Here is a 13416-nt window from a genome sequence, read left to right as displayed (position 1 = left end):
GGACGCGCCGAACCCGGGAGGAAGAGGATCAGAAGATGCTCTTGAACTCTTCGATATTGGAGGCGTCGTAGACGAAGGGATCGGCCATCGCGCCATTGGTGTTCTCATCAAGCGTCAGCGTGCCCATGCGCCCCATCGGGATTTCCGCGCCGGGGGCTGCCTCGGCAGCACCGGAGGCAAGGGCATGCGCCAGCATGGTGGCGGAGTAGCCGAGGTCGATCGGATTCCAGATCGCGAAGGACTTGGAGGCGCCGGATTCGATGGCACCCGCCATCTCCGACGGCAGCCCGAGGCCGGTCACGTTCACCTGCCCCACCTTGCCGGCATCGACCACGGCCTGGGCCGCGGCCACGATGCCCACCGAGGTCGGCGCGATGATCGCCTTAAGGTCGGGATGGGTCTGCATCAGGCCCGTGGCCTCGCGGTAGGACTTGTCGGCCAGGTCGTCGCCGTAGACCGTCGCCACCACGTTGATGCCCGGATAGTTGCCCATGACCTTGTTCATTTCCTCGATCCAGATGTTCTGGTTCGTCGAGGTGGTGGTGGCGGACAGGATGGCCACATCGCCGCCATCGGGCATGTGATCGGCGGCAAGCTTGATGATCATGTTGCCGATGAGCGCATTGGAGGACGGGTTCAGGTGCAGTTGCCGGCCGTCCTCGGCCACCCCGGAATCCCAGGAGATCACGGTGATCCCGCGCTGCATTGCCTTCTTGAGCGTGGGCACGAGAGCGTCGGTATCGTTGGCGGAGACGGCAATCGCGTCCACCTGCTGGGCGATCAGGGAGTTGATCACCTCGATCTGGCCCTCTGCGGTGGTGTCGGTCGGTCCGGTATAGATGACCTCGACGCCGCCAAGCTCGGCCGCGGCCTCTTCGGCGCCTTTCGCGGCTGCCTCGAAAAATCCGATCCCGAGCGCTTTGACCACGAGCGCGATGCGCATGTCGTCGGCATGGGCTGCTCCGGCAAACATCGTTGCCGCAACAGTGGCTGTGGTCAGGGCTTTCTTGAAAATGCTCATCCTTGGTTTCCTCCCTTGAGCTTCTGGTTTCCCGCCCGCAGCCCGTCCGTTATCCGGCCTGCGGGGTGGTGTTGCGTTGCGCATCCACCGTCGCGACGATCAGGCGAACACCGGCTGCCTCCAACAGCGCGGCGCTCTCGTCATCGACGCCATCGTCGGTGATCACGGTGTCGATCCGGTCCAGCGGACAGAGCACGAGGCTCGAGCGGTTTCGGAACTTGGACGAGTCGACCATCACGACGAGCTCGTCGGCCTGTCCGATCAGCTTCTGTTCCGCCTGGATCAGCAGCGGGTCTTCCTCCATCAGGCCGAGCCGCCCGATCCCGTGGATACCCATGAACATGCGCCGGGCGTAGAAGTTGCTCGATACGTCATTGCCGAACGGCGACAGGATGATGTTCTGCTCGCGATAGATCACGCCGCCCGGCACCATCACCGTGTTCTTGGAATTCTTCAGCAGGTGTTCTGCGATCGGAAAGCTGTTGGTGAAGACCTGAAGCCGACGATTGGCCAGCGGATGCACCATCTGAAAGGTCGTTGTCCCGCCGTTGATGATGATGGACTCGCCGTCCTCGCACAGATCCGCAGCCGCCAGCGCGATAGCCTGCTTCTCGGCGATCTTGCGTGTCTGGTTCATGGCGAAGGGATGGCCTGCCAGGCCAACGAACTTCGGTGGAGCGATCGCTTCGGCGCCACCGCGCACGCGGCGCAGCTTCTTTTGCATGTGCAACGCCGCGATGTCGCGTCGAACCGTTGCCTCGGAAGCCCCGGTCAACGTGCACAGATCGGCCACGGTGACCACAGGCCTGTCCTGAACGGCCGATAGAATGACCCTGTGGCGCTCCGACTCGTGCATTACGTCCTCCTTGCTGGATACGTTGATCCTCAAAACACTCACTGTCAATCAATTTCGATCATATACGATCTTCCGCAGCGCAGAATTCAGCAAATATGAGCGTTTTTGATTGACTTTGCGCAGCCAGATTATCAGCCTCCCCTCAGAAGATACAGCATTCGCGTGCGCTCGGGAGGAGCAGAGTACATGACAAAACTGCCGGAAAATAAGCTGTTGCAGAACTTGTGGGACGAGGTACTCGCCGGACCGATGAGCGAGTCGGAGCGTTTGCTCTATCGATCGAACTTGCTCGGGTCTGACAAGCGCGTGACCAATTATGGTGGAGGAAACACCTCGGCCAAGGTCACCGAGACAGATCCCCTGACCGGCAAGCCCTGCGACGTTCTCTGGGTCAAAGGCTCGGGAGGCGATCTCGGCTCCATCACGCTCTCGGGCTTCTCGACGCTCTACATGGACAAGCTGGAGGCGCTGAAAGGTCTCTACCGCGGCCCCGAGCACGAAGATGAGATGGTGGGCTACCTGCCCCATTGCACCTTCAACCTGAACCCGCGCGCCGCCTCAATCGACACGCCGCTGCACGCCTACGTGCCGAAAGCCCATGTCGATCACGTCCATCCCGACGCCATCATCGCGATTGCCGCCTCTGCCGATTCCCGGGCCATCACGCAGGAGATCTTCGGCGACGAGATCGGCTGGCTCCCCTGGAAACGGCCCGGCTACGAGCTCGGCCTCTGGCTCGAGGATTTCTGCCGCAAGAACCCGGACGCCAAGGGGGTGATTCTTGAATCCCACGGGCTCTTCACCTGGGCGGACACGGCCAGGGATTGCTACGAGCTCACCATCGAGACGATCAATCGCGCCATCGCCTGGTTCGAGAACCGCACCGCCGGCCAAGCTGCGTTTGGCCGCGCGATCCATACGTCGCTCGACGAGGCGGCACGCAACGCCATCGCCTCCGAACTGATGCCCGCGATCCGCGGCATGGTCTCGGGCGCCCAGCACATGGTTGGTCATTTCGACGACCAGCCGGCGGTCCTGGAATTCGTGAACGCGGCTGACATGCCCACGCTGGCCGCGCTCGGAACAAGCTGCCCCGACCACTTCCTCCGCACCAAGATCTGCCCGCTGGTGGTGGATTTCGATCCCGGTTCGCCGGATGTCAAAGCCTTGCTGGACGGGCTGGCGAGCTCGGTTGCCGCCTATAGGGAAAATTACGCCGCCTATTACGAGCGCTGCAAACATGACAACAGTCCTGCGATGCGCGACCCCAACGCCGTGGTCTACCTGGTCCCAGGTGTCGGCATGATCACCTTTGCCAAGGACAAGGCGACGGCGCGGATCTCGGCCGAGTTCTATGTCAACGCGATCAACGTGATGCGCGGCGCCTCGGCGGTCTCCGAGTATCGCGGCCTGCCGGAACAGGAAGCCTTCGACATCGAGTACTGGCTGCTCGAGGAAGCCAAGCTGCAACGGATGCCGAAGCCCAAGTCGCTCGCGGGGCGGGTCGCACTGGTCACCGGGGCGGCTGGTGGCATCGGTTCAGCCACCGCCGAACGGTTCCTGCGCGAAGGCGCCTGCGTCATGCTGACCGATATCGATGAACGAGCCCTGGAAGAAACCAAGGTTGAGCTGGCCCGCCGCCATTCGGCGGACGTGGTGAGTGCCGTGGCGCTCGATGTGACCGACGAGGCCGCAATCGACGCCGCCTTTGCCACGGCGGCCCGGGAGTTTGGCGGCGTGGACCTGCTGGTCTCCAACGCCGGCATCGCCTCCTCCGCTCCGATCGAGGAGACGAGTCTCGATCTGTGGAACCGCAACATGTCGATCCTGTCGACGGGCTATTTCCTGGTGTCGCGAGCTGCCTTCAGGCTGATGAAGTCGCAGGGGATAGGCGGCGCGGTGGTCTTCGTTGCGTCAAAGAACGGGCTGGCCGCCTCTCCCAACGCCTCGGCCTATTGCACCGCCAAGGCGAGCGAGATCCACCTCGCCCGATGCCTGGCGCTCGAAGGCGCACCAAATGGAATCCGTGTCAACGTGGTCAACCCGGATGCGGTGTTGCGCGGGTCGCGCATCTGGTCCGGCGAATGGCTGGATCAGCGCGCGAGCACTTACGACACGGACAAGGAAGGGCTCGAGGAAATGTACCGCCAACGCTCGCTGCTCAAACGCTCCGTACTTCCAGAGGATATCGCCGAGGCCACATACTTCCTCGTGTCGGAGGCGTCCGCAAAATCGACGGGAAACATCCTGAACGTTGATGCAGGGAACGTTCAGGCCTTCACAAGGTAGAGGCGACCGAAAGGCCTCGTCGGCAGGCGCCATTTTTTGATATCGGACAAGAGGATTCGCAGGGGCTCTGATGATGTGACCGCCCCCCGACGGCATCAACGTGCCAAGGTGGGTCTGCATCGATCCACAAAGGAGAGCGGTCATGTCGGAGATTATCACGGTCGGGCTCGATCTGGCGAAGAATGTCTTTCAGGTGCATGGGGCTGATGGCTCGGGCCAGCCTGTCCTGCGCAAGAAACTGCGGCGCGCCCAAGTGCTGGAGTTTTTCAGCCATCTGCCGTCCTGGGTTGTGGCAATGGAAGCCAGTGGCGGGGCGCATTTCTGGGGCCGCGAGATCGGTAAGCTTGGCCACGATGTGCGGCTGATCCCGCCCGCAAACCCAGGGCAAGATCGAGCGCTGGCATCAGACCCTGAAGAACAGGGTCCTGCTCGAGAACTACTATCTGCCTGGGGCGCTCGAGCAGGCCATCGGCGAGTTCATCGACCACTACAACCACCGCCGCTACCACGAGAGCCTCAGCAACCTGACCCCTGCCGATGTCTACCTCGGCAGGGCCGAGACCATCCTCCGACGACGAAAGGAGATCAAAGCCAGGACCATCGAGAAGCGCCGCTTGCTGCATCGCCAGACAGCGGCATAAACTGAAACCTCAACGAGCCAGACCCTCCGTTCGAGATCAGGCGCTCGTGTTCCATATCACCTGACGACGGACACCCGCACCCAACCTTCTTCCTTGCCGCGCAGCCTCGTAGCGCGGAACAAACTCCGCAGACCCGTACTCGCGCCCCAACTCTTTAGAAAAACCGCGGCTGCGATACCGCCATCGGCGCTTGCCGTGCCGGTCGATGTATGGCGAAGCTCCGGGAAATCCTTTGCGATACTTGCCTGTCATCGTGAACCGACCCCAGACCGCTGAGAGCCGGTCAGTCCTTTTTTGCGGATATGTGCGCCACGACTCTGTGGGCTTTTGGGGTTCGCCAAACCTCGAAATTCTCTATCGATTTCGCCACACTTAAATCGGCACGTTCGCCAACCTAACAGTCTGAAAAAACAGTCTGAAAAAAATGCACTTTCCAAGCCCCTACGGACTGCCACCTCTCCCCTGAAAGCCTTGCAATATCGGCAAATGCGCTTTGGTGTTTCCGCTCTCGTGGGGCCTTGGAACACCTTCACTCCCGACACGCTTCTTCACTGCCTCTATGGCGAGTTTCCATTGGTCGGAATTGTCGTGAAGCGCTACGGTTTCTGGATCTCGACATGCGTCCGCCCGCACCTGAAACTCAATTCAGAAATGGGGCTGGAAAACAGTGTACGCTCAACACATGGGACTTGCAGCGAAAGAACGGGGTCAGGTGATGAATCGCGACCTGGCTATATCCATCTGCAGCCGCGCCCTGCCCCTCGTGCTTGGTTGCATCCTGATTACGCTACAGCTGCTTTCCCCTGCGCTCTCTCAATTCGCCGATCATCACGTTGCGGCGTCACTTGACCCGCCCCTGGGCGCAGGCCATCACCAACCGACTAGGCTCGGCGAGGACGTCGATGCCTCCTGTGACCCCGCGATCGACTGCCATTTCCAGGGCATCCTTGAGATATTCGCGCAACCACTCCCGCTTGTCGCCCTTGGCGGTTTGGAGTTGTTGCCGCACGGGCGCATCGAGCCGGGCATCGAGCATGGCTTCGATCCACCGCTGCCGCGCGTCAGGTCCTGATCCGAGACCTTTCAAACCACAGGACAATACAGGGTGAAATCAATGAAAACGAAACAAAATCTGAGCCTTGCTGCCAGCATCTCTCTGATTGCAGCCACGGCCTTTGCCCACAGCGGCGCGATGGGCGTCGTCAAGGAGCGCATGGACGGGATGGCCGCCATGGCGGACGCGGTGAAGGCCCTTGCCCCGATGATGCAGGGCACCGCGCCATATGACGCGGATGCGGTGCGCTTGGGAGCGGCGAAAATCGCCAGCCACGCCGGCGAGGCCATGACCTCCAAGTTCCCCGAAGGCAGCACCGATGCCCCCTCGGAGGCGCGGCCCGAGATCTGGCAGGATTGGGAAGCGTTCAACGAGCTTGCGCAGCAGTTGGAGATTTTTGCCGAGGGGCTGGAACGTGCCGCGGACAACGGCGTCGGTGGCATGCCGGCGCAGGGCGGGATGATGGGCGGCCAGGGCATGATGGGCGGCCAGTCAATGATGGGTGGTGGCGCGCCGATGATGAGCGCCGAGCATATTGGCCAGATGCCCGCCGGCATGGCCTTTGCCATGGTCAGCCAGGCCTGCACGGCCTGCCACACGAGGTTTCGTGCCGAGGAGAAGTGACATGCTGGCTCTGCTGCGCTTTGCGGCGATCCTCGCAGTTGCAGGCGGGGCCGTCGTGATCGGCCTGATGGTCTGGCCGGTCGGACGGGAGCCCGCCGCGATCGCATTGACGGGCGACGTGAACCGTGGCGCGTACCTGGCGCGGGCAAGCGGGTGTATCGCCTGCCATACAGACATCACGGGAGGCGGCGCGCCGCTGGCAGGAGGGGCGCCGCTGGAAACGGCGTTTGGCGTCTTCTATCCACCCAACCTGACGACGGACCCTGACCACGGCATCGGTGCCTGGACGGTCGAAGACTTCGCAAAGGCGGTGCGGCAGGGGATCTCGCCGTATGGCGAGCCCTATTTCCCCACGTTCACCTATCCGTTCTACGCGAACTTTTCCGATCAGGAGATTGCGGATCTCTGGACGGCCTTTCAAACCGTGCCACCGGTGCCCGCGCCCAGCCCGGCGCATGATGTGCCGTTTCCGGTCAACCAGAGATGGGGCCTCAAGCTCTGGCGGGCCGTGTTCCTGACCCGCCCGGAAACGGACCCGGTTGACGGCCGGAGTACCGCGTGGAACCGGGGACGCGAACTGGTGCGGGGCGCGGCCCATTGCGGGGCTTGCCATACGCCTCGAAACCTTGCAGGTGCGAGGTCTAGGGCCGCAGCGTTCGCCGGCAACGAGAACCTCCCCGGAGGCGGGAATGCGCCCTCTCTCCTGACAGCCGACCTTCGCGCCAAAGGGTGGACAGTGGAAAACCTCGCATTCGCACTGCGCACCGGCGTCATGCCCGACGGGGACGCCTTTGGCGGCAGCATGGGCGAAGTGGTTCAGGGGGGGACCGCCTTCCTGACCGACGCGGATCTGACCGCGATGGCGACCTATCTGCTCGATTCCGAAAGACCGACTCCGTGAGCAAGCAACGGTCCGCGGCCTTGGCATGTCGCGTTTTCGAAACCGGGCGGGACAGCTCGAAACGCTATGGTAGAAGGGCTTTCCTTGGGCTGATCGCGCGAATGTATATTGTCCGATCGGTCTGCTCGAAATAAACGAGTCGCGTGACAAGGTCGACTGCCAGAACCGCCACATGGCGAATCATCGTACTGATCACCGGCCTCTCGCTGGTGATCGGCAGTCTTTCTGTTTTTAACGGCGGGTCGCAGCACACCGCTCATGCAGCCAGCGCCGTCGCTCAGGAAGCGGCGTCACCGACGGCAGGTCACGCGGCGCACGCCGCGCATCATGTGGCCGCAAAAGACGCTGGCTCAGAGCACTGCCCGTCGGATACGGCGCAGGCATCTGGGTGCCATTCCACCGGATGCTGCCCCGCAGAGCAGCAATTCGTGCAGCTTCCGGCTCGCGCAATCATCGCACTCAGCACGAACCAGCGCCCATTCGTCACTTCATCCATAAGGTTGCAGGCAGCCTCTCTGCCCGAACGCCCTCCCCGGACACTCTGACATCGCGCCAACGGCCCTGACATGAGGGTTGGCTGGTAAGTCTTAGTCTTTGCGCCGATCCAAAGAGGGTCGGCCGTCTGGAGGTTGTCATGCGCGGACGTTATGCGGCGCTCACTTTTCTTGCCTTGGCCGGGGGCACGGCGGGCGGGGTCTATCTTGAGCGGCTCTACCTAAATCCAGCGACCCAGAACGGCTCCGACGAGCCGGAGATCCTCTATTGGGTCGCGCCGATGGATGCGAATTTCCGCCGCGACGGGCCGGGCAAGTCGCCGATGGGAATGGACCTGATCCCGGTCTATGCCGGGCAGGAACCGTCAGGCGACCCCGGGGAGGTCACGCTGAGCGCGGCCGAGATAAACGCGATCGGTGTCCGCACCGCGCTGGCACAGGTGACCGATGTCGCGCAGCGCATCGAGACCGTGGGCTTCGTCGGCTATGACGAGCACCGGACCAGCCACGTCCATACCCGCGTGGAAGGCTGGATAGAGCGCCTCGAAGTCCGCGCGGTGGGAGACCGGGTCGAAGAAGGCCAGATCCTGTTCGACCTGTTCTCGCCGCTCGTGGCGGCGGCAACCGGAGATCTGATCCGGGCGCTCGAAGACCGCGACCCCCGCATCCTCGATTCCGCGCGCAACAAGCTGCTGAGCCATGGAATGTCCCCCCGCCAACTGGCCGAGATCGAACGGACGCGCGAGCTTGCGCGCAACATCGAGATCGAGGCGCCGCAGAACGGTGTCGTTATCTCGCTCGAGGCGGCGGACGGCATGTTTCTCCAGCCGGGAACGCGCGCCTTCTCCGTCGCCGATCTGAGCAGTGTCTGGCTGATCGTAGATGTGTTCGAGCGCGACATTGCCCGCCTGTCGGAAGACATGCGCGCCGTAGCCCGGTTCGAACATCTCCCGGGGCGCAGCTTCGTGGGCGAGATCGACTACGTCTATCCGGAGCTCGATCCGCGCACCCGCACCCTGCCGGTCCGCCTGCGCTTCGACAACACCGAGCGCCTGCTGCGCCCGGGCATGTTCGGAAGCGTGAGTCTTCTACCCGAGACCAGCCACCAGGTTCTCACCGTTCCCTCCGAGGCCGTGATCCGAACCGGAGCAGCCGAACGCGTGATCCTGAAGACCGGCGAAGGCACGTTCCGTCCGCGCCTCGTCACCACGGGGCTGCGCGACAATTTCGGCGAGGGCGGGCGCACCGAAATCCTGCAGGGGCTTGCCTCGGGTGAGGAGGTCGTCGCGTCGGCGCAGTTTCTCATCGACAGCGAGAGCGCGCTGAGCGCCGGCTTCATGCGGATGGCTCCGACAGATCAGGCGCCGGCGCGCGGCACCGGAACGCTGGTCGCGCTCGATCGGGCCAACCGCATGGCCACCGTCACCCACGACGCGCTGGAAAGCCTCGACTGGCCCGCGATGACTTCCCGGTTCCCGGTCCGGGCGGACGTGACGCTCGATCGGGTCAAGGAAGGTGAAAAGGTTGTCTTCACGGCCGCGCGCGGCGCTGACGGACGGCTGGGACTGCTGGAACTGGGTCCGGACGATGGTGTCTCGGCGACCGGGACCGGCATGGCGCTGGCGGTCACGCCCGATGGCAAACTCACCCTGGCGCATGATCCGATACCGGAACTCGGCTGGCCGGCGATGCAGATGGATCTGTCCGTATCCGGTCTGGATCCGGCCACGGTTCCGATCGACGCGCCCATCGAGTTCGATCTGGCAAAGGACGAGGCCGGAATGTTCTCTGTCATCGCGGTCCGCGCCGTCGGCGACCCTGAGCCCGCATCCACCGAACCCGCTCAATCTGACGAAGCCCAGCCCATCGTGGTTTCCGGCACCATCGACGCTGTCGACAGTGCCACCCGCACGGCCACTGTCACGCATGGACCGATGAAGGAGATCGGCATGCCGGGCATGACGATGGACTTCGAGATCGATCCGTCGCTCGAACCGGCGAAACTGCGTACCGGCACCGAGATGACGCTCACCTTCACCCGGCCGGACAGTATGACGATGCTGCTTGCGGCCGCCGAACCGGTGGATCCGCCGATGAAAGTGTCGGGTCAGATCAACTCGGTCGACCCGGAGGCGCGGATGGCCAACGTCACCCATGGCCCCATGGTCGAGATCGGCATGCCCGGGATGACCATGGACTTCGCCATCTCTGATCGCGTTGATCCGGCCGATCTGCCTGTTGGTGCGGAGTTGACGCTTCTGCTCGATCGCAATGCCGACTTCTCCATGACGCTCGTCGGCGTCGCTGCTCCTGAAGGCATCACGCAATGATCCCCGCCATCATCCGAGCGTCGATCGCCAACCGGTTCGTCATCGTCGCCCTGGCGTTCATGATGGCCGCCGCCGGGATATGGGCGATCCGCGAGACGCCGGTCGACGCGATCCCCGATCTTTCGGACGTGCAGGTGATCATCCGCACGCCCTACGCCGGTCAGGCACCACAGGTCGTGGAAAACCAGATCACCTACCCGCTCGCCACCGCGATGCTCGCCGTGCCGGGCGCGAAGGACGTGCGCGGCTTCTCGTTCTTTGGCGACAGCTATGTGTATGTCGTGTTCGAGGACGGAACGGACCTCTACTGGGCGCGGTCCCGCGTTCTGGAATACCTCGGCCAGATCACCGGCAGCCTGCCCGAAGGGGTCTCGCCGCAACTCGGACCGGATGCGACCGGTGTTGGCTGGATCTACCAATACGCGCTGATCGACCGGACCGGAAACCATGACCTCGCCCAGCTTCGGACGCTGCAGGACTGGTTCCTGAAATACGAACTCCAGGCGGTCGAGGGCGTATCCGAAGTCGCCACGATCGGCGGCATGGTCAAACAGTACCAGGTGGTCGTCGACCCCAACAAGCTACGCGCCTACGACATTACGCTCGATCAACTCGCCGGCGCCATTCGGTCGGCCAACCGGGAAACCGGCGGCAGCGTGATCGAGATGGGCGAGGCCGAGTTCATGGTGCGCTCCTCGGGCTATATCGACGAGCTGTCCGATCTCGCGAGTGCGCCACTGATGGTCAACGACCGCGGTGCGGCGCTGACCCTCGGGGACGTGGCCGATATCCGACTCGGCCCCGAGATGCGCCGCGGCGTGGGCGAATTTGGCGGCGAGGGGGATGCGGTGGGCGGCGTGGTCATCCTTCGCTGGGGTGGAAATGCTCTGGCCACGATCAAGGCGGTCGAGACCCGTATCGAGGAACTGCGGCCGAACCTGCCCGAGGGCGTCGAACTGGTCACGACCTATGATCGCTCCGGTGTCATCGAGCGCGCCATCGAGAACCTGCAGAAGAAGCTGACGGAGGAATTCATCGTCGTCGTGCTCGTCTGCGCGGCGTTCCTGCTGCACCTGCGCTCGTCGCTGGTGATCCTGTTGTCGCTGCCACTGGGGATCTTTGCGGCCTTCATCCTGATGAAGGCGCAAGGCGTGAACGCCAACATCATGTCGCTCGGGGGCATCGCCATCGCCATCGGCGCAATGGTCGATGCCTCGATCGTCATGATCGAGGCGATGCACAGGCGTCTCGAGAAGGCGAAGCTGACAGCCGAGAACCGCTGGCGCATCGTGCAGGAGTGCGCCTCCGAGGTCGGCCCGGCGCTGTTCTACTCGCTGGCGATCATCACCGTCAGCTTCCTGCCGGTGTTCGTCCTGGAGAACCAGGAAGGCCGCCTGTTCCAGCCGCTCGCCTATACCAAGACCTATGCGATGGCTGCCGCGGCGATCCTGTCGATCACGCTCGTTCCGGTGTTAATGGGCTATTTCGTGCGCGGGCGGATCGTGCCCGAACGAAAGAACCCGCTGAACCGTGTGGTCGTGTTCCTTTATCGCCCGTTCCTCGACGCGGCCATCGCCTGGCCCTGGGCGACTTGCATGCTCGCGGCCGCCGTGGTCGCTTCGATGTGGTATCCGATGCAGAGGCTCGGCTCGGAGTTCATGCCCGAGCTGAACGAGGGCGATTTCCTCTACATGCCGTCGCTCTATCCCGGTGTCTCAATCGGCAAGGCACGCGAAGTGCTCCAGCAGACCGACCGCCTGATCGCGACAGTGCCAGAGGTCGAGACCGTCCACGGAAAACTCGGCCGCTCCGATACCGCCACGGACCCCGCGCCGCTGACGATGATCGAGACAACGATCCAGCTGAAACCGGAAAGCGAATGGCGCCCCGGCATGACGATGGAAAGGATCCGCGACGAGCTGGACCGGGTCGTGCAGGTGCCCGGCGTGACCAACGTCTGGATCCAGCCGATCAAGAACCGGATCGACATGCTGGCGACCGGGATAAAGACGCCCGTGGGCGTCAAGATTTCGGGGGCGGACCTGAAAGAGATCGAGCGAATCGGCATCGCCGTGGAGGACGCCGTGCGCGAGATCGAGGGCACCGCTTCGGCCTATGCCGAGCGGCCCGTGGGCGGGCGGTTCATCGAAATCGACGTCAACCGCTCGGCCGCGGCACGCTACATGATGAGCGTGCAGGACGTGCAGAACGTCGTGCAGACCGCCATCGGCGGCATGCAGGTCTCGGAATCCGTAGAGGGGCTGGAGCGGTTTCCGATCAACCTCCGCTATCCGCAATCGTGGCGCGACAGCCCCGAACGGCTGGAAACCCTGCCGGTGGTCACGCCCTCGGGGGCCCATGTGCCGCTTGCGGCGCTGGCCGAGATCCGCATCGTCGACGGCCCGGGCATGATCCGCTCGGAGAATGCCCGGCGGACCGGCTTCGTCTTCATCGACATCGCCGGGCGGGACCTCGGCAGCTACGTCGCCGAAGCGCGGGCGCAGGTCGCCGAGCTGGTCACCCTGCCGCCGGGCTATGCGCTAAGCTGGTCCGGCCAGTACGAATATATCGAGCGGATGCAGGAGCGGCTCACCATCGTCGCCCCGGCGACCCTGCTCATAATCACGCTGATGCTGTTCATGGCCTTCAATCGCGCGATCGAGGTCGGGATCATCCTCGCGGCATTGCCGGTGGCGCTGTCGGGGGGTGTCTGGTTCCTGTGGTATCTCGGCTTCGATACCTCGGTCGCGGTGCTGGTCGGCTTCATCGCGCTCGCCGGCGTCGCGGTCGAGACCGCCATCGTGATGCTCCTCTACCTGAATCTCTCATGGGAAAAGAGGCGCAAGCTTGCGCAGGGTGAAGGGCGCAGGCTCGACAGGAACGATATCGAGGAGGCCGTATTCGAAGGCGCCGTGCTGCGCGTGCGCCCGAAGGTGATGACGGTTGCCACGATCTTCGCGGCGCTGATTCCGATCATGTACGGCACCGGCACCGGGTCGGAGATCATGCAGAGGATCGCGGCCCCCATGATCGGCGGCATGGTCACGGCGACGATCCTGACCTTGTTCGTGATCCCCGCGATCTTCGTGATCTGGAAACAGCTCGCGCTCCCCCGTGTCAATCGGGAGATCGCCTCTACCACTTCAACCCAACCCTCCGGCCAGGCGCCTGTCCCGGCGGAGTAACCATCCCTAAACCTGAAAGGA

Annotated in this window: 8 protein-coding genes and 2 pseudogenes; 7 read left to right on the top strand and 3 right to left on the bottom strand. The window is 63.4% G+C overall.

The features are described 5' to 3' along the window. Nucleotides 1-28: 28 nt before the first annotated feature. Both rhaS and ACFQ2S_RS07910 read right to left on the bottom strand, forming a co-directional pair. Nucleotides 29-1021 (bottom strand): rhamnose ABC transporter substrate-binding protein, encoded by a 993-nt coding sequence (gene rhaS / locus ACFQ2S_RS07915; protein ID WP_089233137.1) that lies wholly within the window; start codon nt 1019-1021, stop codon nt 29-31. Nucleotides 1022-1070: 49 nt separating this feature from the next. Next, nucleotides 1071-1877 carry a DeoR/GlpR family DNA-binding transcription regulator gene (locus tag ACFQ2S_RS07910; protein ID WP_386073910.1) on the bottom strand — a complete coding sequence of 269 codons (807 nt, stop codon included), beginning with the start codon at nt 1875-1877 and terminating at the stop codon, nt 1071-1073. Nucleotides 1878-2063: 186 nt separating this feature from the next. Between ACFQ2S_RS07910 and ACFQ2S_RS07905 the strand changes: the two genes are divergently transcribed. From ACFQ2S_RS07905 to ACFQ2S_RS07895, 3 genes and pseudogenes are all read left to right on the top strand, one after another. After that, nucleotides 2064-4166, top strand: coding sequence for a bifunctional rhamnulose-1-phosphate aldolase/short-chain dehydrogenase (locus ACFQ2S_RS07905; RefSeq protein WP_386073909.1), 2103 nt, complete (start codon nt 2064-2066; stop codon nt 4164-4166). Nucleotides 4167-4308: 142 nt separating this feature from the next. Further along, nucleotides 4309-4542 (top strand): annotated as a pseudogene (locus ACFQ2S_RS07900) (IS110 family transposase); the annotation flags it as partial. Continuing rightward, nucleotides 4538-4807, top strand: a pseudogene (locus ACFQ2S_RS07895) (integrase core domain-containing protein); the annotation flags it as partial. The pseudogenes ACFQ2S_RS07900 and ACFQ2S_RS07895, both read left to right, overlap by 5 nt. Nucleotides 4808-5648: 841 nt before the next feature. Here ACFQ2S_RS07895 and ACFQ2S_RS07890 read toward each other — a convergent pair. Continuing rightward, nucleotides 5649-5843: a hypothetical protein gene (locus tag ACFQ2S_RS07890; RefSeq protein ID WP_386073908.1), complete on the bottom strand. Its 195-nt coding sequence runs from the start codon at nt 5841-5843 to the stop codon at nt 5649-5651. A 78-nt stretch (nt 5844-5921) separates the two neighbouring features. On the opposite strand from ACFQ2S_RS07890, the gene ACFQ2S_RS07885 reads away from it, so the two are divergent. The 4 genes from ACFQ2S_RS07885 to ACFQ2S_RS07870 all read left to right on the top strand — a co-directional run bounded on the left by ACFQ2S_RS07885 (nt 5922) and on the right by ACFQ2S_RS07870 (nt 13395). Next, entirely contained in the window at nt 5922-6485 is a 564-nt protein-coding gene (locus ACFQ2S_RS07885; RefSeq protein ID WP_386073907.1) for a c-type cytochrome, read from the top strand. Between the two features lies 1 nt (nt 6486). Further along, a complete protein-coding gene (locus ACFQ2S_RS07880) occupies nt 6487-7386 on the top strand; it encodes a c-type cytochrome (protein WP_386073906.1) in 900 nt (299 codons plus the stop codon). A gap of 634 nt (nt 7387-8020) precedes the next feature. Next, nucleotides 8021-10210 carry an efflux RND transporter periplasmic adaptor subunit gene (locus ACFQ2S_RS07875; protein WP_386073905.1) on the top strand — a complete coding sequence of 730 codons (2190 nt, stop codon included), beginning with the start codon at nt 8021-8023 and terminating at the stop codon, nt 10208-10210. Continuing rightward, nucleotides 10207-13395 carry an efflux RND transporter permease subunit gene (locus ACFQ2S_RS07870; RefSeq protein ID WP_386073904.1) on the top strand — a complete coding sequence of 1063 codons (3189 nt, stop codon included), beginning with the start codon at nt 10207-10209 and terminating at the stop codon, nt 13393-13395. Before ACFQ2S_RS07875 ends, ACFQ2S_RS07870 begins: the two co-directional genes overlap by 4 nt. Nucleotides 13396-13416 lie beyond the last annotated feature (21 nt).

It is taken from the genome of Tropicimonas aquimaris, assembly GCF_042676185.1.
GTDB lineage: Bacteria > Pseudomonadota > Alphaproteobacteria > Rhodobacterales > Rhodobacteraceae > Tropicimonas > Tropicimonas aquimaris.
Note: the sequence above shows the minus strand (reverse complement) of the source record. Positions and strands in the feature narration are given on the sequence as shown.

Excerpts from the sequence above, each read along its gene's own strand:
- rhaS (WP_089233137.1), bottom strand. The coding sequence starts at position 1,021 with ATGAGCATTTTCAAGAAAGCCCTGACCACAGCCACTGTTGCGGCAACG.
- ACFQ2S_RS07910 (WP_386073910.1), bottom strand. The coding sequence starts at position 1,877 with ATGCACGAGTCGGAGCGCCACAGGGTCATTCTATCGGCCGTTCAGGAC.
- ACFQ2S_RS07905 (WP_386073909.1), top strand. The coding sequence starts at position 2,064 with ATGACAAAACTGCCGGAAAATAAGCTGTTGCAGAACTTGTGGGACGAG.
- ACFQ2S_RS07890 (WP_386073908.1), bottom strand. The coding sequence starts at position 5,843 with ATGCTCGATGCCCGGCTCGATGCGCCCGTGCGGCAACAACTCCAAACC.
- ACFQ2S_RS07885 (WP_386073907.1), top strand. The coding sequence starts at position 5,922 with ATGAAAACGAAACAAAATCTGAGCCTTGCTGCCAGCATCTCTCTGATT.
- ACFQ2S_RS07880 (WP_386073906.1), top strand. The coding sequence starts at position 6,487 with ATGCTGGCTCTGCTGCGCTTTGCGGCGATCCTCGCAGTTGCAGGCGGG.
- ACFQ2S_RS07875 (WP_386073905.1), top strand. The coding sequence starts at position 8,021 with ATGCGCGGACGTTATGCGGCGCTCACTTTTCTTGCCTTGGCCGGGGGC.
- ACFQ2S_RS07870 (WP_386073904.1), top strand. The coding sequence starts at position 10,207 with ATGATCCCCGCCATCATCCGAGCGTCGATCGCCAACCGGTTCGTCATC.